The following is a 26,266-nucleotide window of genomic DNA, read 5'->3' as shown; positions in this document are numbered from 1 at the left end:
GGAAATATATAAGTAGGTAGGCTATCTACCTATATTAGTGCACCCCCGAGCGCTGCGCAAGGTTTTTTCCATCCCCGCCCTTCCCAAAACCGCCGTTGGCCGTCATAATAGCCGCCCTTGGGTCGTTAGCTCAGCTGGTAGAGCAGCGGACTTTTAATCCGTTGGTCGCAGGTTCGAATCCCGCACGGCCTACCAAGATTCAGTCGTCATCATGCAAGCATGCTGATATGACACAGTGTCACCGCAGCAAGTAGTCAAAGTTTTTGGGTCGTTAGCTCAGCTGGTAGAGCAGCGGACTTTTAATCCGTTGGTCGCAGGTTCGAATCCCGCACGGCCTACCAAATACTTCAGAGAAGCCCACGAATTTCGGTTCGTGGGCTTTTTTGCGTCTGGTCGCTCTCTGGTCGCTTCCGCCAAACCGCTCCCTAGCCGTAACCCTAAGCGGCATCTAGACCGTCACCAATCCACTCGGAGATCATTCACTAAGGCAATCTCGTAGATCGCCAGTGCTACAATGGCTCTACCTAGCATACGCTATAGCATAGGCCATCGACCAATACTAGGGGCCGAAGCATGAAAAAGGTGGTAGAGACAAATCCTGAATTAGCTGGCGCAATCTGGCAACTACTCCCAGATATTGACGACGATCTCAATCTGATTGGTTGTCCGTTGTGGAAAAGAACGATGGACGCTACCAATATCCTGCTATCAGATTTTCTCACTGTAGAGCCGAAGTCGGACAAGCCACCATTCGAACAGAAATGGTTTGCAATTATTTTCGCAATCGTTGCAGATTGGTTTGAGACACGATACGGCCAGGCACTTAAGGACAAACAAGGGGAACTACTCGGAATCGTTGAAATTCACAGCCTCCCCTTCAAGGTCGGCATCACGCCAAACTACGGGCAAGCCCACCCATCCGGAGAACAATCGACTCTTTTTTTCGGACCAAAACTAGGTGAATTCGAGTGCCCTCGTGACTGGATATCTGCGCCGCCAGCCTTGCTCAATTTAACCGCAAGCGAATCGTTACGTCTCGACCATGACCTCAGGTCGCTGACGGCACAACTCCGCTCAATCAATCTCTATCTTAAGATGGGTTATCCTGCACCAGACAGATACGTCCAGCACAGAAACGCTACCCTCTTATCGGTAAGGAAAGCTGCGGAGCATATCGCCAGACGCACGGAAGAAGACTATGCATCGGCCGCGTGGGAGATCCACTTCGCAATCGAAAATGTGATTAAGACGCTGATCTCGCAGACTGGAGCAGTCCCCGTGCAAGAGCACAAATTGACTGAGCTGATCAGGCAAGTAAAATCGTTAAATATCCCTCTCGATATCGAAGGAAAAACTGGCTTTCTCCCTAGCGCTAATCGAGCCATTCAATCCCGATATGGACACCCTTTCCCGGGCGGATATCGAGCGGTGATTACTCTGTATAAGAAATCCCTTCCGCTAATTGTCGAAATATCCTCTCACGTTAAGCGCGCTCACATAGGCGATGATGCAGCAATAACCATGCGAAAGCCGCCTTGGTTCGAATTCATGGAGTAGCTCGTTCAGCTTCGGACAGGGTTTGCCGACGGCTGGAGCGATGGCAAGGCTGAGCGGTTAGAATCTTCTCGTAGCCACGCCACTATATGGAGTGCAGCCTGTGCAGTTCTTGCATTACCGGCCTCCACTTAGTAAGCCCGCTCTAGATCATTGCGCCGACGACTCCTGTACTGCGGGTCAGGTTCAAGTCCGGCATTCTTACACGATTTCAGCCTTAACCATCTTTATCTGCAGCAAGTGGCGCTTTATCAAACACCGATATTGCTCGATTCACTGCCATCCCCATACCTCCCCGGCGTCACGCCCATCACCCGCTTGAACATGGCGATGAAGGCGCTGACATTATCGTAGCCCAGGTCCAGCGCAATCGTCGTGACGGGCTGGCCGCCGGCCAATAGCTCCAGGGCGCGCAGGATGCGGGCGCGCTGGCGCCAGGCCGAGGGGGTAAAGCCGGTCTCCTGAGTAAAACGGCGCGCCAGGGTCCGCGGCGACACGCCTGCCCAGGCGGCCAACGCTCCCATGCCCCGCTCGTCGGCCAGGTCATCGAGGATGGCGCGCGCCACGCGCAGCAGGCGCGGGTCCGTGGGCAGGGGCAAGCCGAAGGGCTCGTGCGGCGCGGCGGCGATTTCGTCGAGTATCACGGCCGCGACCCGCTCCTGCCGCGCGTCGAGCGGACCATCGTCCCAGGCGCTGGCGCGGCCCACCGCTTCGCGCAGCAGGCCCGAGACGCGCATCACGCACGGCGCGGCGGGCAAGTCGGCGCAACTGGTTTCGTCCACATACACGCTCCAGCCCGCAAACGGGCCATGCGAACGCAACGCATGGACGTGATGGGGCGGCATCCACACGCAGTGGCTGGCCGGCACCACCCATTGCCCGCTGTCGGCGGCAACGGAGAGCAAGCCCCGCATGGCGCCGAACAGCTGGCCGCTGGCGTGGCGGTGCGCCGCCGTCACCCGCTGCTGCGGCTGGGAAATATGCATGGCGCGCAGCGGCAGCGATGGCGACAAGATTGGCGGATTTGACGTATTGAATGACATAAACAACGCAGGCAAGACAATCTTGCCATCATACAGTGAAGTCTTTCCAACATTCAAGAGTTCACCATGCGCGCAGAAGACGTATTGCCGGATCAACAAAACCAGGGCCAGTTCAATGGCGTGACCGTACGCAAGGGCACGGTGGGCGCCTTCCTGGCCAATGCCCGGCTATGGCTGGACGAGTCCAGCGGCATCGACGAAAAGGCCGTCGCCGAGCGCGACATTGTTGACGCCTTGCCCGCTCTGCACGCGCTGGGACTGTTCGATATCGTGCAAGTGCGCGATGCGGCGCTGCGCGAACTGGTGGCCGCCCCCACAGCGCGAGCGGACTGACTCGTCCCCGGCGCGCATTTCCTCTATCATGCTGCTTTGCCCGCCTTCGCACCCGCCATGCCGTTTACCATTGCCACTCCCGTCCACAGCGAACTGATCATCAAGAAAAGCCGTTTCATCGGTTGCGTGCAGCCAATGACGGACCGCGCCAGCGCGCAGCAGGTGGTCAATGACTTGAAGGCGCAGCATCCGGGCGCCTGCCATGTGTGCTGGGCGCTGCTGGCGGGCGGGCAGTCGGCGGCCGTCGATGATGGCGAACCGAGCGGCACCGCCGGGCGACCCATGCTCGACGTGCTGCGCCACCAGGACCTGGAAGGCGTGCTGGCGACCGTCGTGCGTTACTTTGGCGGGATCAAGCTGGGTGCGGGCGGCCTCGTGCGCGCCTACACGGACAGCGTGGCGCAGGCACTGCTGCAGGCGGAAAAGACGGCCATCGTGCGCCAGCGAACCCTGCGCTGCACGGTGCCGTATGCGATGGAAGGCATGCTGCGCCGCGAACTCGATGGCGCTGGCGCCACCTTGCTGAACGTGGAACACGGCGAGCACGTGCTGTTCGACTTCAGCCTGGCGGAAGCGGCCGCCACCGCCCTGCTGGCCCATCTGCATGAGGCGGGCAATGGACGGATAGCCTGGCTGAAAGCAGAAGCAGAAGCCGAAGAGGAAGAATAAAACTTACAAATTGGGTGGGCGCTTGATCTGCAGCAAGATGAAATGCGTCCACGCCAGCGCCGGCAGCACCAGCAACAGCAGCATCAGTCCAGCCGGCATGTCCGGCACGAAACGCACGAAGCAGCCGAGGAAACCGGCGATGGCCAGCCAGAAGCGCCAGTTGAATGCGTATGCCTTGCGCGCCACGGTCGCCAGCGCGATGCGCCAGAATTCCAGCAAGGCCCACACCCCGCCCGTCAGCAGCAGCGCGGCCAGCGCATTGGCGCCGGGGGCGTCGGCCCAGGTGCGCACCAGGTTGTACAACAGCACAGGATAGCCGGCCGTGATGGCCAGGGTGGCCGGGCCGGCGGCGATGACAGCTTCAAACAGCTGCCCTTTGGAACGATGATCCACTGATACTCCTCAAGCCACGACGCCGGAATGGGCGGCGATCACTTGCAGCGCGCCGGCCGCGTCCTGCGCCCAGACGCGCGTAAAACGGAAGTCGCCATGCGTTTCCACGTCGTGATAGCGGCCCGTTAGCTGCATGCGCACGGAGACGACGGCCACGTTGCCGCTGATGCGCACATGGCGCTCGGATGCGCGCAGATCCGTGATGGCCAGCAGGCGCTGCTCGTGCGCGGCCAGGTCCGCATGTTTGCTCAGCAAGTGGCCCAGGTGATTGGTAAACAACAAGTCGTCGGCCAGCAAGACATTCAACGCGGCAACGTCGGAGGCCATCATGGCCAGGCGCAAGCGCTCTTCCGCATCGAGTACTTGTACTTCCGTTAAAGCATTCATCTTTTTCCTTCAAATATATGCACGACATTGATAAATAGGCAAAACATGCTGGCATGAAATCGGGTTTTTCACAATCCGCCGGAAGACTTATGCCTGTGGAGCATATTTATATAGCGTAATATTCGCAGCGGTATTGCGCAAAACGCCACCATAGTACTGTACAGTGCTTGCCCTTCCGCCCCGGGCTGGGGCAGCTGTCAGTTGTAGTACTGTTTTATGTGCTCCGTGCAGTCTCGAATAAAACCAAGATAAGGCCCCTTCATGGCAATTAACATCATCCTGAACCTGCTCGTTGCGTTGCTCGTCTTCGCTTTCATGTTCCACCAGCAACGCAAACATGCGACGTTTACCGTGCGCGTCTTCACGGGCCTTGGCCTGGGCGTGCTGCTCGGTGCGGCCGTGCAGTGGCTGTACGGCGCCGGCTCGCCCGTCATCGCGGGCACCAATGAATACATCGACATCGTCGGCAGCGGCTACGTCAAACTGCTGCAGATGATCATCATGCCGCTGATCATGGTGTCCATCATTTCCGCCATCCTGAAACTCAAGGACGCGAGCTCGCTGGGCAAGATCAGCGCGTTAACCATCGGCACCCTGCTCATCACCACCACCATCGCCGCCGCGCTGGGCATCCTGATGGCCAAGCTGTTCGGCCTGACGGCTGTCGGCCTGACCTCGAGCGCTGCCGAAGTGGCGCGCGGCGTGCAGCTGCAAGGCTCGCTGGAAACGGCGAAGGCCCTGTCGCTGCCGAAACTGCTGGTCAGCTTCGTGCCGACCAACCCCTTCCTCGACATGACGGGCGCGCGCAAGACGTCGACCATCGCCGTGGTGGTGTTCTCCATCTTCATCGGCATCTCGGCCACCGGCATCGCCGCGAAAAAGCCGGAAATCTTCGCCTCGTTCGAGAACTTCATGAAAGTGGCGCACGCCATCGTCATGCGCATGGTCACCCTGGTGCTGCGCCTGACCCCGTACGGCGTGTTCGCGCTGATGTTTGAAGTGGTCGCTTCGTCCAGCTACACGGACATTTTAAAATTGATCAACTTCGTCGTCGCTTCGTACAGCGCGCTGATATTGATGTTCCTCGTGCATCTGGCCATCATCGCCGGCGTGGGCCTGAACCCGCTGCGCTTCGTGAAAAAAGTCTTCCCCGTGCTGGCCTTCGCGTTCACGTCGCGCACGAGCGCAGGTTCCATCCCGATGAGCGTGCAGACGCAAACCCAGCGCCTGGGCACGCCGGAAGGCATCGCCAACTTCGCCGCCTCGTTCGGTTCGACCATCGGCCAGAACGGCTGCGCCGGCATCTATCCGGCCATGCTGGCCGTCATGATCGCCCCGACCGTCGGCGTCGACCCGTTCACGATCAGCTTCCTGCTGCCCTTGCTGGCCATCATCACCATCGGTTCCGTCGGCGTGGCCGGCGTAGGCGGCGGCGCCACGTTTGCCGCCCTGATCGTGCTGTCGGCGATGGACTTGCCCGTCGCGCTGGCCGGCTTGCTGATCTCGGTCGAACCGCTGATCGACATGGGCCGTACGGCCCTGAACGTGAGCGGCTCGATCACGGCCGGCACCGTCACCAGCCGGGTCATGGGACAGACCGACCTGGCCGTCTACAACAGCGACGATGCGCCGGACCTGGACGAAGCGGAACACGCCGCCTAAGAACGTATCCAGCGGCGCGCCGCGCCTTGCCGCTTTCCTCTATATTTATCAACAATAAATGCAGAGGAAGGCGCAAGGCAATGGAACAGAAATGGCCGCAGCAAATCTGGATCGTGCGTCACGGCCAAAGTGCCGGCAACGTGGCGCGCGATGCCGCCGAAGCGGAAAAGCAGTTGTTGATCGCCATCGCCGAACGCGATGTCGACGTCCCCCTCTCAGAACTGGGCACGCGCCAGGCGCAAGCCCTCGGCGACTGGTTCGCCACCCTTCCCCCTGAACAACAACCGACCGTCGTGCTGTATTCGCCGTACGTGCGGGCACAGCAGACGGCGCAAGCCGTGCTGGCGCGCATCGATGCGGACAGCTTGAGCTCCGTGGTGGCCGACGAGCGCCTGCGCGAAAAGGAATTCGGCATCCTCGACCGGCTGACCGTGCACGGCATCGCCAGCAAATACCCGGAATTGCACGAGCAGCGCCAGCACGTGGGCAAGTTTTACTTCCGTCCGCCGGGCGGCGAAAGCTGGTGCGACGTCATCCTGCGCTTGCGCAGCGTGCTCGACACCATTACCCGCGAATACCGGGGAGAACGGGTGCTGATCGTCGGCCACCAGGTCATCGTCAATTGCTTCCGCTACCTGCTGGAACGCTGCGACGAGCAAGCCATCCTGGCCATCGACAAGGCGGCCGACGTGCCCAACTGCGGCGTCACCTCGTACGCCTTCAACCCCGCCCTGGGCAAGCACGGCAAGCTGCAGCTGGACCTGTGCAACTTCGTCGCGCCTTTGGTCGAATCGGGCACACCCGTCACGGCCCAGCCCGACATGCCGGCCGCGCCCAAATCCTAGTCCCAAATCCTAGTTTTTTCGGAGGCCATGCATGGACACCACCGACATCACGCCTACCCTGCTGCGCTCCTGGCCCCTGCCCATGCCCCAGCCCGATGGCGACAAGGAAGTGCGCGGCCATTTGCTGATCGTCGCCGGCTCGACGGAAATGCCAGGCGCCATCCTGCTGGCAGCCACGGCCGCCCTGCGCGCGGGCGCGGGGAAGCTGACCCTGGCGACGGGCGCATCGGTGGCGGCGCAAGTGGCCGTCGCCATGCCCGAGGCGCGGGTCATCGGCCTGGACGAAACGGCGCTGGGCGGCTTCCGCCATGAAGCGCAACATCAGCTGGCGCCGCTGGCCGGCAAGGTGGACGCCGTGCTTGTCGGGCCAGGCATGTGCGACACGGCCGCCAGCTGCGAACTGATGCGCCATTTGCTGCCTCTGTTTGCCGGCAGCCGGCTGATCCTTGACGCCTGCGCCATGCAGGTCGTGCGCAAGCCCCCGCACTTCCGTTTTGATCAGCCCGTGCTGCTGACGCCGCATGCGGGTGAATTGGCCCAGCTGATGGGCCTGTCGAAGGACGCCGTGCTGGCCGACCCACATGCTTGCGCCATGGACGCGGCGCGGCGCTGGAACGCCATCGTCGCCCTGAAAGGCGCGCTGACCGTCCTCGCCATGCCCGATGGCACCAGCTGGACACATGCGGGCGGCAACATCGGCCTGGCCATTTCCGGTTCCGGCGACACCCTGGCCGGCATCATCACGGGCCTGGCCGCGCGCGGCGCGCCGTTGGAACAAGCTTGCGCCTGGGGCATCGCCCTGCATGCGCTGGCGGGCGAACAGCTGGCCCTGCGCTTCGGCATTCTCGGCTACCTGGCGCGCGAAATCCCGGCCGAGATTCCCGCCCTGCTGCGCAATCTGACGGCATAAAAACAACAGCATAAGCATATCCAGAAAGAATCGTTAGCGCCGGCGCATGCGTCCCTTAAGCTCATTGCAACTGTTTCCACACGAACACTAATCGAGCCCAAAGGACACCGCCTTGTATCCGCGCCATTCAACTACCACGCCTTCCCTTCCCGCCACGCCGCTGCGCGCCATCGTGCTGGCCTGCGCCATGCTGGGCACCGCGCCCGCCTGGGCACAGGACGCGCAAACCAGCACCAGCACAGGTACCGCCGCTGAAACGGCCGGCGCCAGCATCGACCAGGTCACCGTCGTCGGTTCGCGCGCGCGCAACCGCACCGTGTTCGACAGCAGCGTGCCCATCGACCGTTTCGGCGCGCGCGAAGTGAGCAATGCGCTGTCGACGGGCGACGTGGGCGCGGCCCTGCAAAACCTGTCGCCGTCGATCAACTTCCCCCGCATCGAGTCGAGCGGCGCGTCGGACTCCGTGCGCGGCATCCAGTTGCGGGGACTGGCGCCCGACCAGGTGCTGGTGCTGATCAACGGCAAGCGCCGCCACACAAGCGCCGTGCTCGACACGGAAAGCAGCTTCGCCGGCACCGTACCGGTCGACATCAACGCCATCCCGCCGAACGCCATTGACCACATCGAAATCCTGCGCGACGGCGCCGGCGCCCAGTACGGCAGCGATGCCGTCGCGGGCGTCATCAACATCGTGCTGAAAAAGGCGCGCACAGGCGGCGCCGCCTCCGTCAGCTATGGCGCCAACCACACGCATTTCGAGCCGACCGATCAAACCCTGACGGATGGCCAGACCGTCATCGTCAACGCCGACTATGGCGTGCCGCTGGGCGAAGCGGGCTTCTTCCGCTTCGGCGCGGAAACGCGGCGCCGCTCGCCCACGGAACGGGCCGGCCCCAGCGACGCGGGCTGGACGTCCTACAACTTCACGCCAGCCGACCAGGCGCTCGACGGCAAGGTCGTGTTCAAGTCCGGCGACTCGCGCCAGCGCAACAACTATTTGTTCTACAACACCCAGCTCACCCTGGCCAACGGCCTGGACCTGTACTCGTTTGCCACCTTGAACGAACGCAAGTCGGACGGCAGCGCCTACTTCCGCTATCCGGGCGACCCGTCGAATGTACTGGCCCTGTATCCGAACGGCTACCGTCCCGTCACCAATGGCGACAAGCGCGACCTCAGCATCGTGGCCGGCGTGCGCGGCAGCTTGGGCGAGTGGAACTGGGACGCCAGCGCGCGCCACGGCAGCGACCGCTTTGACTACGGCGTGAGCCACTCCGTCAACGCCTCGCTGGGCGCGGCCAGCCCCACGCGTTTCAAGCTGGCCGGTTTCGACTTCCGCCAGAACGCCTTGAACCTCGATGCCACACGCAGCATCGACATCGGCTTGCCCGCCCCCTTGAACGTGGCGGTGGGCGCCGAATGGATGCGCGAAACCTACACCAGCTCGGCCGGCGACCCTGCCTCGTATGCGGCCGGCAGCTTCACGGATGCGCCACCGGGCGCGCAGGCGGGACCTGGCCTGCGTCCATCGGACGCCTACGACGGCAGCCGGCAAATCCGCTCCGTGTATGCGGACGTGGAAAGCGACCTCACGCCGCGCCTGCTGGTGGGCGCCGCCGCCCGCTATTCCGACTACAGCGACTTCGGCAGCGCCAGCACGGGCAAGCTGTCGACGCGCTATAAAGTAACGAATAATTTCCTCGTGCGTGGTTCGCTGTCGAACAGCTTCCGCGCGCCGGCCCTCGTGCAAACGGGCTTCCGCTTCGCCACACTGAACTTCAACGCCGATGGCACGGCCCTGCAAACGGCGGCATTGCTGCCGGCCAGCGACCCGCTGGCGCGCAGCTTCGGCGCGCAACAGCTGAAACCTGAAAAATCGACCAACGTCTCGCTGGGCCTGGCCTGGAAACCGGCCGCCGCCACCAGCGTGACGGTGGACGCCTACGTGATCCGCATCCGCGACCGCATCACGCGCTCGAGCGACTTGCAAAGCGACGCCGTCACGGCCTATCTGGCCGCGAATGGCCGCAGCGACATCCAGTCCGTGGCCTACCTGGCCAACCTGCTCGACACGCGCACAAAGGGCCTGGACGTGGTGCTGAACCACGACCTGTCGTTCACGTCAGGCAAGCTGAACCTGAACGCGGCGCTGAACCTGAACAAGACCAGCCTCGACAAGGTACGCCAGAGTTCCGCCGCGCTGTCCAATATCGACCCAAGTCTGACCCTGCTGACGGAGACGAGTTTGTTCCGCATCAAACATGCGTCCCCCAACAGCAAATTGATACTCGGCGCCGACTGGCAGGCGGCCGGCTGGGGCGTGCAGGCGCGCGCCACGCGCTTTGGCGAGCTGAAAGATTTTTCGTACGACAGCGATGCGCCCCTGATCGACGGCATCCCCGCACAGCGCTTCGGCGCCGTCTGGTCGCTGGACCTGGAAGGCCAATTGAAACTGAGCAAGCAGCTGACCTTGAGCGTGGGCGGCAACAACATCCTCGACCGCTATCCGCAGCGCGTGCGTGAAACGAATAACGCCACGTATGGCGGCGCCCTGCCCTACAATTTCATCAACCCCATCGGCGTGAACGGCGCGTATTTCTACGCCAAGCTCAGCTACACGTTTTAACGTTACGGAAAGAACCCATGATCATCAAGAAAATTTTCCACCTCGTCGCCGGCGCCTGCCTGAGCACCCTTCTGCTGTCCGCCGCGCAAGCCGCATCTCCGCTGGTGCTGATGACGGACTTCGGCACGGCCGATGGCGCCGTGTCGGCCATGCATGGCGTGGCCTATGGCGTCGATCCCCAACTGACCATCTCGGACCTGACGCACCAGATTCCCGACTACGACATCTGGCTGGGCGCCTACCGCTTGTATCAGACGGCCAATTACTGGCCGCAAGGCACGGTGTTTGTGTCCGTTATCGACCCGGGCGTGGGGACCAATCGCAAGTCGGTGGTGCTGAAAACCAAGGGTGGACGCTTTTTCGTGGGGCCGGACAATGGCTTGTTCACCCTGATAGCCGAGCGCGACGGCGTGGCCGAACTGCGCGAAATCGATGAAAAGGTCAACCGCCTGGCGGGATCAAGCGAGTCGTACACTTTCCATGGCCGCGACGTGTACGCGTACGTCGGTGCGCGCCTGGCGTCGGGCGCCATCACGTATGAACAGGTAGGCCCGCAATTGCCGAGCGAATCCGTGGTGAAAATCGCGTATCAAAAGCCTGTGCGCGACGGCAATACCATCCGCGGCATCGTGCCCGTGCTCGACGTCAAGTATGGCAATGTGTGGACGAATATCCCGAAATCGCTGCTCGACGAGTTGCAGGTAAAACTGCACGATCCGCTACAAGTGCGCATCTTGCACAAGGGTAAGCAAGTGGCCAAGGTGACGGCGCCATTCGAGCACACGTTTGGCGGCGTCGCCAAGGGCAAGCCCCTCGTCTACCTGAACAGCCTGCTCGACGTGGCCGTCGCCATCAGCCAGGGTGACTTTGCTGCCAAGCATCACATCGAATCGGGCGTGGATTGGGAAGTGGAAGTGAGCAAGGCCCCTGCCGCCAAATAAACCACCCGAAAACGGCCAGGACATCCTGCTCTGGCCGTTTTCGTATCCCTTGCGGGTTTGCGCTACATCAAACGCAGCGCTCTCCCCGCCTCCGCCAGCGCCAAGCACGGGCAACTCCGGTGAACCTGTGCCATCACACCTACTCTAATTCTTGCAAGCGATGCCAGCCTTGTTCCAGATACGCAATCTGGCGAGGCATGCGTTTCCACGACAGTCTTTCACTGAAAAGGAATCATCATGACGGCTACACTCCTGACCACCAGCAAGCTCGTCCTCGGCAGCGCCATCGTCTGTGCGCTGCTGGGTGGTTGCAACAAACGCAACGACACCAACACCACCGCTACGCCCGCCGCCACCGCGCCGGCGACGCCGCCCGCCACCAGCGGCACATCCGGCACCACGGGCACGACCAATCCGGACACCACCACGCCGGCCACACCAGGCACCACGCCGGGTATGACACCGGGCACCACCACCAATCCCGATGGCACGACCACGCCCAATAACGGCACGGGAACTGGCACCGGCACAGGAACGACGCCCGACACGGGAACTGGGACTGGCACGGGGACCGGAACCGGCACCGGCACCACGCCGCCACCGCGCAACAGCTAGCGCGCCCTGGCCGGCCAGCCAGGCAAAAAAAAGAGCCTTCCGAGGAAGGCTCTTGAAATACCACGGCACAGCGTAAGCTGCGCCTTGGCCCGGTATTACTTTTGCAGGCTGACCGATGTCGCCTTCGGCGTGCGGCGTCCCATCAGGAACAGCACGGCCTTTTTCAGCATGCGGTAGACGAAGCGCACCATCAGCAAGGTCAGCACGCATTCGAGCAAGGTCAATATCATGGCCACGGCCACAGGCATGCGCGCGGCGCGGCGGTGGAACTTGGCCACGGCGCCATCGCGGGCGATCTCGATGCTGTCGTAAAAGGTCGGCACGACCAGCAGGGTCAGAATCGTCGACGTGATGGTGCCGCCGATGATGGCGATCGCCAATGGGCGATAGAACTCGCCGCCCTCGCCCAGGCCCAGCGCCACGGGGAACATGCCGGCGATCAGCGCAAACGTCGTCATCAGGATGGGGCGCAGACGCATGCGGCCTGCATACATCAGCGCGTCTTCGCGGCCATGGCCCTCTTCCTCGCGCTTGCGCGCCGCGTCGAGCAACAGGATGGCGTTCTTGGCGACCAGGCCCATCAGCATGATGATGCCGATAAAGCTCATCAGGTTGAGGGTATTGTTCGTGATCACCAGCGCCACTACCACGCCAATCAAACTGAGCGGCAAGGACATCATCACGGCCACCGGCGCCGTGAAGGAACCGAACTGCATCACGAGGATCAAATACATCAGGCCGATACCCATCACCAGCGCGATCAGCATTTCCGTGAACAGCTCTTGCTGATCCTGGCCGGCGCCGCCCAGCGCCAGGCCGTAGCCAGGCGGGAAGTCGATGGAGTTGGCCAGTTTCATGGCGTCGCTCGTCACTTCGCCGTTCGAGCGGCCTTGCGCATTGGCCGACACGGTGATCGTGCGCTTGCCATTCTTGTGCTCGATGCCGGATGGGCCCTTGCCCATGGTGATGGTGGCGATCTGGTCGAGCGGCACCATTTGCGACGTGCCCGTCACGCTGATCGGCAGGCGCTCGATGTTTTCCGACGCCACGCGGTCATCGGGATGCAGGCGTACGGCCACGTCGCGCGTTTCGCCCGTCGGATCGACCCAGTCGCCCACTTCCACGCCAGCAAACGCCACGCGCAACGATTGCGCCGCGTCATTGACGGAAATGCCCATCGAGTTGGCCAGGCCACGGTTCAGTTCAATCTGCAGCTCGTTTTTCGGATCCTGCTCGGACAAGCCCACATCGACGGCGCCAGGAATGGCGCGCAGCTTGTCCATGTAGGCATTCGTGATTTCCATCAGTTTACGCGAATCCGGGCCCGTGAATTCTACCTGGATCGGCTTTTGCGAACCGTTGCTCAGGTCATCCTGGACCACGTATTCGGCGCCCACCAGGCGCGACATCTTCTCGCGCAGCTCGACCGCGATTTCCTTGGCCGAACGCTTGCGGGTATTGCGCTTGCCGATGTCGACATACACTCTTCCGCCGCCCGCATTGATGGAGCTGTTGGTATCCTTGGTTTCAGGCAAGGTGCGCGCCAGTACGGCCGCCGCTTCCAGTTTCAGGCGCGAGTACTCGATGCTGCTCGATGATGGAGTGCGCACATTAATCATCAGATTGCCCGAATCGGATGCCGGCAAGAAACTCGTGCCACCATGCGTGGAGTGCAGGACGATGGCGCCCACCAGACTGCCGAAGGCGATGACGGCCATCCAGCGGCGGTGATGCAGGGCCCAGGCGATCACGCGGCCATAGCGGTCGGCCTGATGGTCGAACCAGTGGTTGAATTTTTCCAGCACGCGGCCAATACCCTTTTTCGGCGCCGAGTGTTCCTCGACCGGGTCGCCCCAGTAGGCCGACAGCATCGGGTCAAGCGTAAACGAGATGCCCAGGCTGACAAGCACCGAGCACGTCACCGTCAAGGCAAACGGACGGAACCATTCGCCGGAGATACCGGGCATGAAGGCCACGGGAATGAAGACGGCGATGATGGAGAAGGTCGTGGCGGCCACGGCCATGCCGATCTCGGCCGTGCCTTCCAGCGCGGCCGTGCGGCGATCCTTGCCCATCTGCATGTGGCGCACGATGTTTTCGCGCACCACGATGGCGTCATCGATCAGCACGCCAATGGCCAGCGACAGGCCCAGCAGGGTCATGAAGTTCAGGGTGAAGCCGCACAGCCACACGGCAATGAAGGCGGCAATCACGGAAGTCGGCAGGCTCAGCGCCGTGATCAGGGTCGAACGCCACGAGTTCAGGAAGGCGTAGACGACGAAAATCGTCAGCACGGCGCCCAGCACCAGCGATTCGATCACATTGTTCAAGCTATGCTGGGCGTTTTCGCCGCCGTCGCGCGTCACTTGCAAGATTGTGCCTTTCGGCAAGGTCTTGTTGATTTCCGCCACCATGTCGCGGATCTTGTTGGCCACGCTGACGGTGGAAGCGTCGCGCACGCGGGTGATCGAAATGCCCACGTTGGGTTTGCCGCTGCGCATGCTCAGGCTGTTGACTTCGGCAAAGCCATCCTCGATGGTGGCCACTTGCGCCAGGCGCACGATTTCCTCGCCACGGCGCTTGATCACCACTTTTTCGAAGTCGCTTGGCGACTCGATGCGGCCGACCAGGCGGATGCTTTTCTCATCCAGGGTGCCGCGCACCTTGCCCACCGGGGCATTCGTGTTCTGGTTGCGCAAGGCGGTCACGACGTCGCTGACGGACACATTGTATTCACGCAATTTTTCCGCCCGCAGCAGCACGGACAGTTCGCGTTTCAGCGAGCCGCCCACGTTGACCAGGGCCACGCCATCGACGGTGCGGAAGCGGTCCGACAGCACGTCTTCGGCCAGGCGCGAAATTTCCGCATGGCTTTGCGCATTCGACGACAGCGCCAGCTGCATGATCGGTTCGGCGGCCGGGTCGATGCGCTGCAGGATGGGCTCGCGCATTTCCGTCGGCAACTTGTAGCGCACGGCGGCAATCGCGTTGCGGATATTGTCGGACGCTTCGATCAAATTGGTATTGAAGGAAAACTTCAGGAAGATGCTGGCCGAACCTTCATTCGAATCGCTGTTGACTTCGGTCACGCCGGAAATGCTTTGCAAGGATTTTTCCAGGCGGTTCACCACTTCGCGCTCGACCGTGTCGGGCGATGCGCCCGGGTAAGGAATGCTGACGACAATGAACGGTACTTCGACGTCCGGATTCTGGTTGACGCGCAGTTTCTTAAGCGCCAGCAAGCCGACGCACATCATGGCCAGGATCAGGACGATGGTGGCGGTGGGCCGCTTGATACTGAAATCGGAAAGGAACATGGCTTAGTTTCCTTTACCGGCAACGGCGGTGCTGCTGCTGGCCACGGCGGCCGCTGGCACGGCTTTGGCGGCCGTCAATTCCACTTTCTGTCCATCCTTGAAGGTCGAGCCCGGCGTGCGCAGCACGGTGTCGCCGCTGGCCAGACCGCTTTGCACTTCCCACTGGCCCGTGCGCACATCGCGCGCGCCGATGCGCAAGTTGACTTTATGCAAAGCCTTGTCCTTGACTTTCCACGTGTACGTGACGTCGCCCGCCTTCACCAGGGCCGAGTCGGGTATCATCAGCGCGCTGACGGTTTCCGTCTCGATGCGCCCTTCCGCATACAGGCCCGCCACGCGCGGCTGTTCCTTGTCATTGAAATCGACCAGCACGGCCACCTGGCGCGTGACGGTATTGGCGGCAGGATCGACGCGGCGCACCTTGCCCGCGAAATCCTGGCCTGGATAACCATTGATGCGGAACAGCACGGGCTGGCCCACCTTGACGACGCCGATCTTGTCGGCCGACACCAGGCCTTCGAGGCGCATGCTGGTCGGATCGATGACCTTGATCAATTCCTTGCCGATTTGCGCCGTATCGCCATTCGATACCTTGCGCTCGCTCACGATGCCGTCGAACGGCGCGCGCACGAGGGTGCGCTGCAGCTGCTGACGGGCTTGCACGGCGCGGCTTTTCGCGGCGGACAGATCGCTTTGCGCATTATTGCGGCGAATTTCCGCGTCTTCCAGCGCCTGCGTCGACGTCATGCCCGAGGCGCGCAGGGTTTTCATGCGCTGGAACATGCGTTCGGACTGCTCCAGCACCTGGCTGGCGGCGCGGCTGGCTTCCTCGGCCGAGTTGAGGCTGTCGCGGATGGACGTTTCATCCAGGCGCACCAGCACGTCGCCCCGTTTGACGACTTCACCGTTTTCCTTCAGGACCTGGAGCACCACGGCCGACACTTCAGCGCGCAAGTCCGCGTTGCGCTCAGGCTGCACGGAACCGGTGATGACGGGGCCCGACGCCAGCGCATTGCTCTGGATGGTCAGCAAGTCTTCCGGGGATACCAGCAAATTGACGGCAGCGCTCGCCTGTTCCTTGGCATTCTTGCCGCCCTTGCCGGGGTCTTTGGACTCTTTGCCGCAGGCGGCCAGGGCAGAAGCGATTGCCAGAACAAACAGGGTTTTGCGCAACATGGGTAATTCTCCGGATAGATAGCACCACTACCGTCCGCGCGGCCCGGATAGGGCTGCAAGCGATAGCAGGCATAATTTTTTTATTAAAACCACAAGCGCCAAAGTATCCATGAGCGTGTCCGGGCATGTCAATCGGCGGTTTCCTGTAATGCTTTAATGAATGGATGAAACGTAGTTTTTACGCCCTGAAACGCAAAACCCCGCCTTCAAGCGGGGTTTTGCGTTTCAGAGAAGCGAACTTAGCGGGCAAACACGGTGTTGATCAGGAAACCGATGGCCACGCCCGTGCACAGCCCGCCGGCGATTTCCACCAGGGTATGCCCCATGCGCTCGCGCAAGGTCTTGTGCGCGGCGCTGGCCGCTTCTCCGGCCAGGCGGTTGATGGCGGCCGCCTGCTTGCCCACGTGCTGGCGCAGGCTGTTGGCGTCGATGATGACGATGAAGGCCAAGGTCACCGCCACGCCGAAGGCTGGATGGCCGATACCTTCGCGCAAGGCGATCAAAGTTGCCATGCTGGAAACGACGGCGCTATGGTTGCTCGGAAAGCCGCCGTTGCCGACCAGGCCGAACGCCCATTGCCGCGTGCGGACACTGTTGATCAGGAATTTGATCGGACCGACCAGGATCCAGGCGATCAGGGGCGTGACGAGGTAAGCGATATCCACGGGGTATTCCTTCTTATATATGTAGAGAGTGTGTCAGGGGCTGCGGCAGCCAGACAGGTGCGCCGCAATTATCGCAGATCATCCGCGCCAGCAGAACTGTCTATCGCCAGTCCATAAAAACGCCGCCGGCGGCGGCGATCATATAAAATCATGGCATATACAACAATTGACGTATATCAACACTGAGTGCGGCGCGCACAGCGGCGCGGATAATCAAACGTCTTTCATACTTGCAACGGGGTCCTCATGCGGCATTTCAGAATTTCCTTTTTAGTCACTTTTATCCTGATGGCGGTGTCGGGCTGGTGGGGTTACAGCCATGGCGGCATGGCCGGCATGATCCAGGCGCTGTGGATCACGGGCGTACTGGGCATCATGGAAGTGTCGCTGTCATTCGACAATGCCGTGGTGAATGCCTCGGTCTTGCGCCACTGGAATGAATTCTGGCAAAAACTGTTCTTGACGGTCGGTATCCTCGTGGCCGTCTTCGGCATGCGGCTGCTGTTCCCGCTGGTCATCGTTTCCGTCGCCACGGGCCTGGGCCTGGTCGACGTGTGGACCATGGCCACCACGACGCCCGATGTGTATGCCAAGCACCTGACGGACAACCATGCGCAAGTGGCGGCCTTCGGCGGCGCCTTTTTGCTGCTGGTGTTCCTGAACTTCCTGTTCGACGATGAAAAAGAGTTGCACTGGCTGGGCTGGGCCGAGGAAAAAGTCAACGCGCTGGGCACCGAAAGCCTGGCCGTGCTGATCACCATGGGCGCCGTGGCCGCCTGCGTGGCCATGGGCCCTGCGGACGAAAAATACAGCGTGCTGGCGTCGGGCATCGTCGGCATCGCCGTCTACATCGGCGTGAACTGGATCAGCGGCTTGCTGGAAGAAGGCGAACCGGACTTGCAGGATGAGGCGGACGAAGGCGCCGCGCCAGCCAGAAACGGCAATGGCGACCTCGTGAAAACGGTGGCGCGCGGCAGTATCGGCGGCTTCCTGTACCTGGAAGTGCTGGACGCCTCGTTCAGCTTTGACGGCGTGATCGGCGCCTTTGCCATCACCAACGACGTCGTCATCATCATGCTGGGCCTGGCCATCGGCGCCATGTTCGTGCGCTCGATGACAGTGTTCCTCGTGCACAAGGGCACCCTCGACGAATTCGTCTACCTGGAACACGGCGCCCATTATGCGATCGGCATCCTTGCCTTGATCATGCTGGCGTCCGTCAAGTACCATATTCCGGAGTGGTTCACGGGCCTGTCGGGCGTGGCCTTCATCCTGGTCTCGCTGTGGTCGTCCCTGCGTTATCGCAAACGGCACGCGGCGCAAGCTTGAAATCGGGGGTTCCGCCCCCAATTGAAAGAGTAATGGCACGAGCGTCTGGCGCTCATCCCATGAAGGCATGTTTGAGTCAATTATTGAAAAGGAGCACCACATGGCAATCAGTTTGCAAAAAGGCGGCAACGTCAACCTGAGCAAGGAAGCACCGAACCTGAAGAAGATCATCGTCGGCCTCGGCTGGGATCCTCGTTCGACGGACGGCGCCACCTTCGACCTTGACGGTAGTGCTTTCCTCCTGAAAAGCGACGGCAAAGTCCGTGGCGACTCTGACTTCATCTTCTACAACAACCTGAAGTCGACCGACGGTTCCGTCGTCCACACGGGCGACAACACCACGGGCGAAGGCGAAGGCGACGATGAGCGCATCGAAATCGACCTGTCGCGCGTGCCGGCAGACATCGACCGCATCAGCATCACCGTCACCATTCACGACGCCGACGCGCGCCGCCAGAATTTCGGCATGGTCTCGAAAGCCTTCATCCGCTGCCTGAACGCGGAAGGCGAAAAAGAAATCGCCCGCTACGACCTGTCCGAAGACAGCTCGACGGAAACGGCGATGATCTTTGGCGAAATCTACCGCTACAACGGCGAATGGAAGTTCAAGGCCATCGGCCAGGGCTTCAACGGCGGTCTGGGCCCTCTGGCCCGCTCGTTCGGCGTCAATGCCTAAACGTTTTATGCGCTAAACATAGCCGCCTGGACGTATTCAGGCGGCTTTTTTTTGGAGATTTATCATGCCAGTATTTAGTGTCACGGGCGACGTCGATCCATTCCTGCACGTCAGCATGAAGCAGGGCGAAACCATCTATTGCGAATCCGATGCGATGGTGATGATGGAAACGGCGCTGGACTTGAAAGGCAAGATGACGGGCGGCCTGGGTAGCGCCATCATGCGCCGCTTCGCGAATGGCGAATCGTTCTTCCAGCAGCACATCGAAGCGGTGCGCGGCAGCGGCGACTGCCTGCTCTCGCCCACCCTGCCGGGCGCCATCGAAGTGGTCGACGTGGGCGCGCGCCAGTACCTGCTCAACGACGGCGCTTTTGTCGCCGCCACCTCGGGCACGGAAATGAAGGTGCGCACGCAAAGCATCGGCAACGCCTTGTTCGCCCAGTCGGGCGGCTTCTTCGTCATGGAGACGGCAGGCACGGGACAAGTGGTGGTGTCGGGCTTCGGCTCCATGTTCCAGCTCGACGTTGAGCCGGGCAAGGACGTCGTGATCGACAATTCCCACGTGGTCTGCTGGGACAACAGCCTGAAATACGAGATTTCCGTGACCACGGGCGGCGGTGCCAGCGGCGGCGGCATCGGCGGCTTCCTCGGCAATATCGTCAATAGCGTGACCAGCGGCGAAGGCATCGTGCTGCGCTTTTCCGGCTCGGGCAAGGTGTTCATCTGCTCGCGCAACCGCGATGCGTTCCTGAAGTGGACGGCGTCGGGCAAAGCCGGCTGACCCCTTCCCTCTAAGGCCAGGTTAAGTCTGGTCGTTTAGACTCCCCGCGCGCGCACCTGCGCGCGGCTTCCCCTATTTCCACCCGGTCCCCGTACATGCAAAGAGTCTGGTTCAACAAAACATTTTCCTCGGTCGGCACGGCCATGCGTTTGATCCGCGAGGCCGACATGGCCGCCACCGGCGGCAAGCCGCGCTACCACATCGTGTGCAGCAATACGAACGCGCATGCCGCCGCCTTTTTGTCGGCGCACGAATACGCGGTCGAACCATCGGGCCTCACGGGCCTCAATTATGTCGAGTGGTGCCTGGAATTTTGCCGCGAGCGCAACATCACGATTTTCTGGCCCGGCAAGGAAGCGGGCCTGATCGGCAGCGCCAGCGCGCGCTTCGCCGCCATCGGCACGCGCGTACTCAGCGTGGCCAGCGAAGAGACCCTGAATTTGATGCACGACAAGGCGCGCTTCTGCGACGGTCTCGATCTGCCCATGGCGCGTCCGGCCGACTACCGCGCCGTGACCACCATCGAAGAATACGATGCCGCCTACGCCGAGCTGCGGCCGCTGCACCGCAAGCTGTGCATCAAGCCGTCCGAATCCGTGTATGCCCTGGGCTTTGCCATTCTCGATGAAGAGCGCAGCAGCGCCCAGCTGCTGCTGGCCGGCGCCGCCTACCAAATCAATGCGCAAGAGCTGCGCAATGGCCTCGCGCAAATGACATCGTTCAAGACCCTGCTGCTGATGGAATACCTCGATGGCCACGAATACAGCGCCGACTGCGTGGCCGACCAGGGCACGCTCATTTGCGCCGTGCCGCGCAAGAAGCTAAACGGAGGCGGCAGCGGCCAGTTGATCGAACTGCGCGACGACCTGCTGGCGGCCTGCGACAAACTGGCGCGCGACTACCGCTTGAATGGCGTCTTCAACATCCAGTTCCGTGTAGGCGCGCATGGCCTGGCGCTGCTGGAGATCAACCCGCGCATGTCGGGCGGCATCGGCATGGCCTGCGCGGCCGGCCCCAACCTGCCCTACCTGGCGCTGGCCGGTTTCGACCAGGGCTTTGACAAGCTCACCGTGCCCGCCATCCACGAAGGCATGCGCGTGGGCGAAGCCGCCTACGCCGTGGAGCTGCCATGAACATCGTCAAGCAGCAGATGCCCACGGGCGAGCTGACCTTGAAAGTGGACGAGGCGCGCTTTCCGCTCGACTGGCTGATCGGCTTTGCCGCGCGCGCCAACGCCAAGCGGGGCTTCCTGTTCCTGTCCAAGGTGCTGGGCAAGCACTGGCCCGTCACGCCGCGCGCCATGCAAACCATCCACGACGACCTGGCCGCGCAGATTCCCCCCAGCCTGCCCGGCCCCGTCGTCTTCATCGCCATGGCGGAAACGGCCGTCGGCCTGGGCCAGGGCGTGTTCGAAGCGTGGCTGCGCGCCAATCCTAACGGAAAAGCGCTGTTTTTGCACAGCTCGCGCTACCGCGTGGGCACGGTGCCCTTCTTCGAATTCGAGGAATCGCACAGCCATGCGCCGCGCCAGTTTTTGCATTTGTCGGACGCTGCCAGCGCCCTGTTTTCCACGGCCCGCAGCCTGGTGCTGATCGACGATGAAGCGTCGACCGGCAACACCTTCGCCAATCTGGTGCAAGTGTGCCGCGCGCGTTATCCGCAGCTGGAAAAACTGCACCTGGGCGTGATTACCAATTTCATGGGCCAGGCCGCCAACGCGGGCTTGAGTGAGCGTTTCGGCCTGCCCACCAGCATCGGCGCAGCCTTGTCCGGTCAATACGCTTTCCAGGCCGGCGCAGCGCCAGCTCCCGTGGCGGCCAGCGCGCAACGTTTTGAGGCGAATGCGGAACGGGGCGCCAGCCCGGCGTTCGGCCGCATCGGCGTGGGACGCGCCTTGACGCCGCCGCAAGGCCTGGCGGTGCAGCTGGCGCAGGAAATCGGCGCCGGCGACTCCGTGCTGGTGCTGGGCACGGGCGAATTCATGCACCCGTCGTTCCTGCTGGCGCGCGAATTGGAAAGCCTGGGCAAGAACGTCGTGGTGCAGTCGACCACGCGCTCGCCGATCCTGTCGTGGGGCTCCGTCGGCCACATCGTCAACTGCGACGACAACTACGGCGAAGGCATCGCCAATTACCTGTACAACGTGGCGCCTGGCCAGTACCAGCACGTTTTCATCTGCCATGAAACCCCGGCCAGCCCGGCCCTCATGCAACTCGCCGGCCAGTTGAACGGCCGCCTGTTCCACTTTCAGTCAGAGACCAAAATTGAAGAAATTCCTGTTTGTTGATCTGGACGACACACTGTTCCAGACCCCTAAAAAATGCCTGGGCGAGACCGATTTGCAGCCAGCCGCGTATTTGAAAAATGGCGACGCCTGCTCGTTTACGACGGCCCGCCAGCGCGCCTTCTTTGAGTTTGCGCAAAGCGGCATGACCCTGATTCCCGCCACGGCGAGAAATGGCGACGCGTTTCGCCGGGTCGACCTGCCGTTTACCAGCTACAGCGTGCTCGATTACGGCGGCATCGTGCTGCAGCCTGGCGGCGCGCTCGACTCTGGCTGGCTGTCCCTGATGCAGAACGACATGCAGACGGCCCTGCCCGGCCTGCGGGACGCCATGCGCATCATCGACGATTTCCAGGTCAAGACGGGCATGCCTTCGCGCGCGCGCCTGATCGAAGACTACAACACGCCGTTCTACATCGTCGTCAAGGATCATGAAGCGCGCGGCGAACGCCTGGCCGACATCGAAGAGCAAGTGCTGCAGCAGTGGATCGCCACCGAAGGTGCCGACTACTTCATCCACCGCAACGGCAACAACCTGGCCGTGCTGCCGAAAACCTTGAACAAGGCGCGCGCCGTGGCCTACCTGCGCGCGGAACTGGAAGCCGAACACGGCCCCATCGTCAGCTTCGGCATGGGCGACAGCCGTTCGGACGCGCGCTTCATGGCAGCCTGCGACTACGCCATCATCCCCAACGGCACCCAGCTGGCGGCACTCACGGTGGCGGCGCTATGACCGACGGCAAGCAGAATTTCAGCGGCAGCTACCGCCAGGAAGACGTGGAGTTTCTGCTCACGCCGATGGCGCTCGAACCCATCCTCGACCTGGCCGAAAAAGAGCGCTTGATCCAGTCGGGCCAGCGCCACTACAGCGAAATGCTGTCGCCCGAGTCCTTGCCCTCGCCCGCCTACCTGGCGCTGTTCCAGAGCGCGTTCGCGGCCAACCGCCTGCAGATGGCGCGCGACTGCCTGCGCCTGGCCGCCCTGATCGCGGCGCGCCGCACTGGCGCCATCACGCTGGTGTCGCTGGCACGCGCCGGCACGCCCGTGGGCGTGATCCTGGGCCACTTGCTGCGCCAGGTGTTCCAGCGCGACTGCAGCCATTATTCCGTCTCCATCATCCGCGACCGCGGCATCGACGCGAATGCCTTGAACCACATCCTGGCGCAAGGCCATGCGGCCGACTCCATCGTCTTCGTCGACGGCTGGACGGGCAAGGGCGTGATTTCGCGCGAACTGCGCCAGACCGTCAGCGACTTCAACGCCGCCCATGCCACGGCGATTGACGGCGGCCTGTTCGTGCTGTCCGACCTGGCTGGCACGGCCGCCTGCGCCGCCTCGGCCAGCGACTATCTGATCCCGTCGAGCATTCTGAACGCCACCGTCTCGGGGCTGGTCAGCCGCTCCGTGCTCAATGATGCCATAGCCCCCGGCGACTTCCACGGCTGCGTGTACTACGCGCAGTTCGAAGCGCACGATCAGTCGCGCGCTTTCGCCGACGGCCTGGTGGCCGACGCCGTGGCGATTGCCGCCAGCAGCGGCATCCCGCTGGCCGAAGCGAGCGATGCGCCAGCCATGGCGGCCCGCTCGCAAGCCTACATGGCCGCCGCGCAGCAGGAATACGGCATCAGCGACATCAATCTGATCAAGCCAGGCATCGGCGAAGCGACGCGCGTGCTGCTGCGCCGCGTGCCCGAGCGCCTGATCGTGCGCGACACGAATGCGCCGGACGTGGCACATTTGCTGCTTCTGGCGCAGGAAAAAGCCATACCCGTCACAGTAGAACCGGCGCTGCCTTACCAGGCGGTCGCCCTTATCAGGAGCGCAGTCGATGGATAACAACTCCCTACACCCACAAAGTGAGCATAAAGCGGCGCTGGGCGCCTCCATGTATGTGCCGACCACGCACAAGGATTTGCTGGCGATCGCCAATGGCGACAAATTCAGCCATTTGCGTTCGGTGATCCTTTGCACCGAAGACGCCATCGCGGAACGCGATCTCAGTTACGCGCTGTTCAATTTATCGCTGGCGCTGCAGAACATGTGCGACGAATCGGATACCTTGCGCTTCGTGCGCGTGCGCAATCTCGACGTGCTGGCGCGCGTGCTGGCCATGCCCGGCGCCGACAAATTGAGCGGCTTCGTGCTGCCGAAATCCACGCGCCACAACTTCAGCGCGTATTTCGAGCTGGTGCGCCACACGCATCATCTGCTGATGCCGACGCTGGAAACGGCGGAAGTGTTCGACGACGAGGAAATGAAGCAGTTCCGCATCATTTTGTCGGCGCCGGAAGTGCGCCGCCGCATCCTGGCCCTGCGCATCGGCGGCAACGATCTGCTGGCCCTGCTGGGACTGCGCCGCCCCACCAGCGGCACCATTTATCAGACGCCGCTGGGCCAGGTCATCGGCCGCCTGGTCACCATCTTCAAGCCGCACGGCTTCCAGCTGACGGCGCCCGTCTTCGAGCACCTGTCGCAAGGCAGCTGGCTGGATGCCGAAGTGGCGCAGGACATGGCGCACGGCATGATCGCCAAGACGGCCATCCACCCGGACCAGGTGCCGCAGATCGAACGCCACTACCAGGTGGCGCAGTCGGACATCGAACTGGCGCTGCGCATCATCGACCCGGACAGCCCGGCCGTATTCCGCATGCAGGAATCGATGTGCGAAGTGGCGACCCACAGTAGCTGGGCGCTGCGCATCATCGAGCAGGCGCGCCTGTTCGGCATCCGCCATGCGGCCGATGGCGCCGCGGCGCACCACGCGAATACCTCATTGATTCAACTCTCAAGCGACGAAGGGATTGCACGACCATGACCAATTTCACACGCGGACAAAAAGGCAAACTGGCTGACCTGGGCTTGAATGGCCCGTTTGCCGTCACGCTCGATATCGTTTCGGGTTCGATGGAAGTGGACGTCAGCTGCTTCGGCGTCGATGCGGCTGGCAAGCTGTCGGATGACCGCTACATGGTGTTCTTCAACCAGAAAAGCGCGCCCGACAACGCCATCACGGTGGACTTGAACGGTCCCCGCTCGACCTTCCAGGTCGACCTTTCGCGCCTGCCCGCCTCGATCGACAAGCTGGTGTTTACTGCGGCGACGGAACAGGGCAGCATGCGCGCGCTGGGCAACTCCAGCATGGCGCTGGGCCAGGCGGCCACGTTTGCCTTCACGGGCAATGACTTCCAGGACGAAAAAGCCGTCATCATCGGCGAACTGTATCGCCGCGACGGCAGCTGGCGCTTCGGCGCCGTGGGCCAGGGTTTCGCCGGCGGCCTGGCTGCCCTGCTGAAGCACTTTGGCGGCAGCGAAGCGGCTTCGTCGTCCCCGGCGCCAGCGCCAGCTTCCGTGCCTGCGCCAGCGGCCCCGCCTGCGGCGAATAAAATCTCGCTGTCGAAAATCCGTCTGGAAAAGCGCGGCGACAAGATTTCGCTCGACAAGCGCGACAGCGGCGGCTATGGCCGCATCCGGGTCAACCTGAACTGGAACCAGAACGCGTCGCAAGGCCAGGCGCCCGCGTCAAAACTGGACACGGGCTTCCTCGGCAAGCTGTTCAACAAGCCGGCTGGCCGTTCGGGCGGCATCGACCTCGATATCGGCTGCCTGTTCGAAATGAGCGGCGGCGCCAAGAGCGCCGTGCAGGCGCTGGGCAACAGCTGGGGCGCGTATGACCGTCCGCCGTACATCCACCTGGAAGGCGACGACCGCACGGGCAGCATCAGCAGCGGCGAAAACATCTTCATCAACGGCACCCATTTCGACCAGATCAAGCGCGTGCTCGTCTACGCCTTCATCTACGAAGGCGTGCCGAACTGGGCCGCCACGGATGGCGTCGTGACGATCGAGATTCCCGGCCAGCCTACCGTGGAAGTGCGCCTCGACAGCGACAGCCAGCACGCCATGTGCGCCATCGCCATGCTGGAAAACCACGGCGGCAACCTGCAGGTGACAAAATTGGTGGAATACTTCGGCGGCCAAGGTAAAATCACGGCGCACCAGGCCATGGACGAAAGATATAACTTTGGTCTGAACTGGAAAGCCGGCCGCAAGGACTGATCCT

General features: G+C 62.2%; 24 protein-coding genes and 2 tRNA genes. 20 read left to right on the top strand and 6 right to left on the bottom strand.

Translation table 11 applies throughout. The annotated features are described in order from the left end of the window. Positions 1-119 precede the first annotated feature (119 nt). The 3 genes from FG13_RS26955 to FG13_RS26945 all read left to right on the top strand — a co-directional run bounded on the left by FG13_RS26955 (position 120) and on the right by FG13_RS26945 (position 1,557). Positions 120-195, top strand: a tRNA-Lys gene (locus FG13_RS26955). 70 nt (positions 196-265) lie between these two features. Further along, positions 266-341, top strand: a tRNA-Lys gene (locus FG13_RS26950). Between the two features lie 232 nt (positions 342-573). After that, complete coding sequence (locus FG13_RS26945; RefSeq protein WP_152598874.1) at positions 574-1,557, top strand: HEPN domain-containing protein; 984 nt, start codon at positions 574-576, stop codon at positions 1,555-1,557. A gap of 248 nt (positions 1,558-1,805) precedes the next feature. Here the strand turns inward: FG13_RS26945 and FG13_RS26940 are convergent, their stop codons facing one another. Then, positions 1,806-2,570, bottom strand: a complete 765-nt coding sequence (locus tag FG13_RS26940) for an AraC family transcriptional regulator (protein ID WP_442905223.1) — start codon at positions 2,568-2,570, stop codon at positions 1,806-1,808. A gap of 93 nt (positions 2,571-2,663) precedes the next feature. Between FG13_RS26940 and FG13_RS26935 the strand changes: the two genes are divergently transcribed. Then, positions 2,664-2,930, top strand: a complete 267-nt coding sequence (locus tag FG13_RS26935; protein ID WP_035826065.1) for a hypothetical protein — start codon at positions 2,664-2,666, stop codon at positions 2,928-2,930. A gap of 57 nt (positions 2,931-2,987) precedes the next feature. Beyond that, on the top strand, positions 2,988-3,599 hold the full coding sequence (locus FG13_RS26930) for an IMPACT family protein (protein ID WP_035826064.1): 612 nt from the start codon (positions 2,988-2,990) through the stop codon (positions 3,597-3,599). 3 nt (positions 3,600-3,602) lie between these two features. Here the strand turns inward: FG13_RS26930 and FG13_RS26925 are convergent, their stop codons facing one another. Then, entirely contained in the window at positions 3,603-3,992 is a 390-nt protein-coding gene (locus FG13_RS26925; protein ID WP_035826062.1) for a hypothetical protein, read from the bottom strand. A 9-nt stretch (positions 3,993-4,001) separates the two neighbouring features. Then, positions 4,002-4,379: a nuclear transport factor 2 family protein gene (locus tag FG13_RS26920; protein ID WP_035826060.1), complete on the bottom strand. Its 378-nt coding sequence runs from the start codon at positions 4,377-4,379 to the stop codon at positions 4,002-4,004. Positions 4,380-4,640: 261 nt separating this feature from the next. On the opposite strand from FG13_RS26920, the gene FG13_RS26915 reads away from it, so the two are divergent. The 6 genes from FG13_RS26915 to FG13_RS30560 all read left to right on the top strand — a co-directional run bounded on the left by FG13_RS26915 (position 4,641) and on the right by FG13_RS30560 (position 11,978). Continuing rightward, the gene (locus tag FG13_RS26915) at positions 4,641-6,041 is read left to right on the top strand and encodes an L-cystine transporter (protein ID WP_035826058.1); all 1,401 of its coding nucleotides are present in this window, start codon (positions 4,641-4,643) and stop codon (positions 6,039-6,041) included. Positions 6,042-6,121: 80 nt separating this feature from the next. Further along, a complete protein-coding gene (locus FG13_RS26910) occupies positions 6,122-6,886 on the top strand; it encodes a histidine phosphatase family protein (protein ID WP_035826056.1) in 765 nt (254 codons plus the stop codon). A 31-nt stretch (positions 6,887-6,917) separates the two neighbouring features. After that, the gene (locus tag FG13_RS26905) at positions 6,918-7,796 is read left to right on the top strand and encodes an NAD(P)H-hydrate dehydratase (protein WP_035826053.1); all 879 of its coding nucleotides are present in this window, start codon (positions 6,918-6,920) and stop codon (positions 7,794-7,796) included. Positions 7,797-7,908: 112 nt separating this feature from the next. Then, positions 7,909-10,422 carry a TonB-dependent receptor plug domain-containing protein gene (locus FG13_RS26900; protein WP_035826051.1) on the top strand — a complete coding sequence of 838 codons (2,514 nt, stop codon included), beginning with the start codon at positions 7,909-7,911 and terminating at the stop codon, positions 10,420-10,422. A 17-nt stretch (positions 10,423-10,439) separates the two neighbouring features. After that, positions 10,440-11,363: an SAM hydrolase/SAM-dependent halogenase family protein gene (locus FG13_RS26895; RefSeq protein WP_051959487.1), complete on the top strand. Its 924-nt coding sequence runs from the start codon at positions 10,440-10,442 to the stop codon at positions 11,361-11,363. Between the two features lie 237 nt (positions 11,364-11,600). Continuing rightward, positions 11,601-11,978: a hypothetical protein gene (locus FG13_RS30560; protein ID WP_051959486.1), complete on the top strand. Its 378-nt coding sequence runs from the start codon at positions 11,601-11,603 to the stop codon at positions 11,976-11,978. A gap of 95 nt (positions 11,979-12,073) precedes the next feature. Here FG13_RS30560 and FG13_RS26885 read toward each other — a convergent pair whose 3' ends face one another. From FG13_RS26885 to FG13_RS26875, 3 genes are all read right to left on the bottom strand, one after another. Then, on the bottom strand, positions 12,074-15,295 hold the full coding sequence (locus FG13_RS26885; RefSeq protein WP_035826049.1) for an efflux RND transporter permease subunit: 3,222 nt from the start codon (positions 15,293-15,295) through the stop codon (positions 12,074-12,076). 3 nt (positions 15,296-15,298) lie between these two features. After that, on the bottom strand, positions 15,299-16,471 hold the full coding sequence (locus FG13_RS26880; RefSeq protein ID WP_035826047.1) for an efflux RND transporter periplasmic adaptor subunit: 1,173 nt from the start codon (positions 16,469-16,471) through the stop codon (positions 15,299-15,301). A 239-nt stretch (positions 16,472-16,710) separates the two neighbouring features. Then, positions 16,711-17,136, bottom strand: coding sequence for a divergent PAP2 family protein (locus FG13_RS26875; protein WP_035826045.1), 426 nt, complete (start codon positions 17,134-17,136; stop codon positions 16,711-16,713). 246 nt (positions 17,137-17,382) lie between these two features. On the opposite strand from FG13_RS26875, the gene FG13_RS26870 reads away from it, so the two are divergent. The 9 genes from FG13_RS26870 to FG13_RS26830 all read left to right on the top strand — a co-directional run bounded on the left by FG13_RS26870 (position 17,383) and on the right by FG13_RS26830 (position 26,262). Further along, complete coding sequence (locus tag FG13_RS26870; protein ID WP_035826043.1) at positions 17,383-18,465, top strand: DUF475 domain-containing protein; 1,083 nt, start codon at positions 17,383-17,385, stop codon at positions 18,463-18,465. A 100-nt stretch (positions 18,466-18,565) separates the two neighbouring features. Beyond that, entirely contained in the window at positions 18,566-19,141 is a 576-nt protein-coding gene (locus FG13_RS26865) for a TerD family protein (protein ID WP_034785104.1), read from the top strand. 64 nt (positions 19,142-19,205) lie between these two features. Beyond that, on the top strand, positions 19,206-19,922 hold the full coding sequence (locus FG13_RS26860) for a TIGR00266 family protein (RefSeq protein WP_035826041.1): 717 nt from the start codon (positions 19,206-19,208) through the stop codon (positions 19,920-19,922). Between the two features lie 95 nt (positions 19,923-20,017). Beyond that, positions 20,018-21,055 carry an ATP-grasp domain-containing protein gene (locus FG13_RS26855; protein ID WP_035826040.1) on the top strand — a complete coding sequence of 346 codons (1,038 nt, stop codon included), beginning with the start codon at positions 20,018-20,020 and terminating at the stop codon, positions 21,053-21,055. Further along, positions 21,052-22,209: a phosphoribosyltransferase domain-containing protein gene (locus tag FG13_RS26850; protein WP_035826038.1), complete on the top strand. Its 1,158-nt coding sequence runs from the start codon at positions 21,052-21,054 to the stop codon at positions 22,207-22,209. Before FG13_RS26855 ends, FG13_RS26850 begins: the two co-directional genes overlap by 4 nt. Further along, positions 22,187-22,939, top strand: coding sequence for an HAD family hydrolase (locus FG13_RS26845; protein ID WP_035826036.1), 753 nt, complete (start codon positions 22,187-22,189; stop codon positions 22,937-22,939). Before FG13_RS26850 ends, FG13_RS26845 begins: the two co-directional genes overlap by 23 nt. Next, complete coding sequence (locus FG13_RS26840) at positions 22,936-24,042, top strand: cysteine protease StiP family protein (RefSeq protein WP_035826032.1); 1,107 nt, start codon at positions 22,936-22,938, stop codon at positions 24,040-24,042. Before FG13_RS26845 ends, FG13_RS26840 begins: the two co-directional genes overlap by 4 nt. Further along, the gene (locus FG13_RS26835; protein WP_035826029.1) at positions 24,035-25,021 is read left to right on the top strand and encodes an HpcH/HpaI aldolase/citrate lyase family protein; all 987 of its coding nucleotides are present in this window, start codon (positions 24,035-24,037) and stop codon (positions 25,019-25,021) included. The genes FG13_RS26840 and FG13_RS26835 overlap by 8 nt, the downstream gene beginning before the upstream one ends. Next, entirely contained in the window at positions 25,018-26,262 is a 1,245-nt protein-coding gene (locus tag FG13_RS26830) for a TerD family protein (RefSeq protein WP_035826024.1), read from the top strand. The genes FG13_RS26835 and FG13_RS26830 overlap by 4 nt, the downstream gene beginning before the upstream one ends. The last annotated feature ends 4 nt before the right edge of the window (positions 26,263-26,266 follow it).

The sequence above is a fragment of the Janthinobacterium sp. RA13 genome, from assembly GCF_000745325.1.
Lineage (GTDB): Bacteria > Pseudomonadota > Gammaproteobacteria > Burkholderiales > Burkholderiaceae_D > Janthinobacterium > Janthinobacterium rivuli.
The sequence above is the reverse complement of the archived record's forward strand: the minus strand, read 5'-3'. Positions and strand labels throughout refer to the sequence as shown.

Coding starts and splice junctions, on each gene's coding strand:
- FG13_RS26945 (WP_152598874.1), top strand. CDS start 574: ATGAAAAAGGTGGTAGAGACAAATCCTGAATTAGCTGGCGCAATCTGG.
- FG13_RS26935 (WP_035826065.1), top strand. CDS start 2,664: ATGCGCGCAGAAGACGTATTGCCGGATCAACAAAACCAGGGCCAGTTC.
- FG13_RS26930 (WP_035826064.1), top strand. CDS start 2,988: ATGCCGTTTACCATTGCCACTCCCGTCCACAGCGAACTGATCATCAAG.
- FG13_RS26920 (WP_035826060.1), bottom strand. CDS start 4,379: ATGAATGCTTTAACGGAAGTACAAGTACTCGATGCGGAAGAGCGCTTG.
- FG13_RS26915 (WP_035826058.1), top strand. CDS start 4,641: ATGGCAATTAACATCATCCTGAACCTGCTCGTTGCGTTGCTCGTCTTC.
- FG13_RS26910 (WP_035826056.1), top strand. CDS start 6,122: ATGGAACAGAAATGGCCGCAGCAAATCTGGATCGTGCGTCACGGCCAA.
- FG13_RS26905 (WP_035826053.1), top strand. CDS start 6,918: ATGGACACCACCGACATCACGCCTACCCTGCTGCGCTCCTGGCCCCTG.
- FG13_RS26895 (WP_051959487.1), top strand. CDS start 10,440: ATGATCATCAAGAAAATTTTCCACCTCGTCGCCGGCGCCTGCCTGAGC.
- FG13_RS30560 (WP_051959486.1), top strand. CDS start 11,601: ATGACGGCTACACTCCTGACCACCAGCAAGCTCGTCCTCGGCAGCGCC.
- FG13_RS26885 (WP_035826049.1), bottom strand. CDS start 15,295: ATGTTCCTTTCCGATTTCAGTATCAAGCGGCCCACCGCCACCATCGTC.
- FG13_RS26880 (WP_035826047.1), bottom strand. CDS start 16,471: ATGTTGCGCAAAACCCTGTTTGTTCTGGCAATCGCTTCTGCCCTGGCC.
- FG13_RS26870 (WP_035826043.1), top strand. CDS start 17,383: ATGCGGCATTTCAGAATTTCCTTTTTAGTCACTTTTATCCTGATGGCG.
- FG13_RS26865 (WP_034785104.1), top strand. CDS start 18,566: ATGGCAATCAGTTTGCAAAAAGGCGGCAACGTCAACCTGAGCAAGGAA.
- FG13_RS26860 (WP_035826041.1), top strand. CDS start 19,206: ATGCCAGTATTTAGTGTCACGGGCGACGTCGATCCATTCCTGCACGTC.
- FG13_RS26855 (WP_035826040.1), top strand. CDS start 20,018: ATGCAAAGAGTCTGGTTCAACAAAACATTTTCCTCGGTCGGCACGGCC.
- FG13_RS26850 (WP_035826038.1), top strand. CDS start 21,052: ATGAACATCGTCAAGCAGCAGATGCCCACGGGCGAGCTGACCTTGAAA.
- FG13_RS26840 (WP_035826032.1), top strand. CDS start 22,936: ATGACCGACGGCAAGCAGAATTTCAGCGGCAGCTACCGCCAGGAAGAC.
- FG13_RS26835 (WP_035826029.1), top strand. CDS start 24,035: ATGGATAACAACTCCCTACACCCACAAAGTGAGCATAAAGCGGCGCTG.
- FG13_RS26830 (WP_035826024.1), top strand. CDS start 25,018: ATGACCAATTTCACACGCGGACAAAAAGGCAAACTGGCTGACCTGGGC.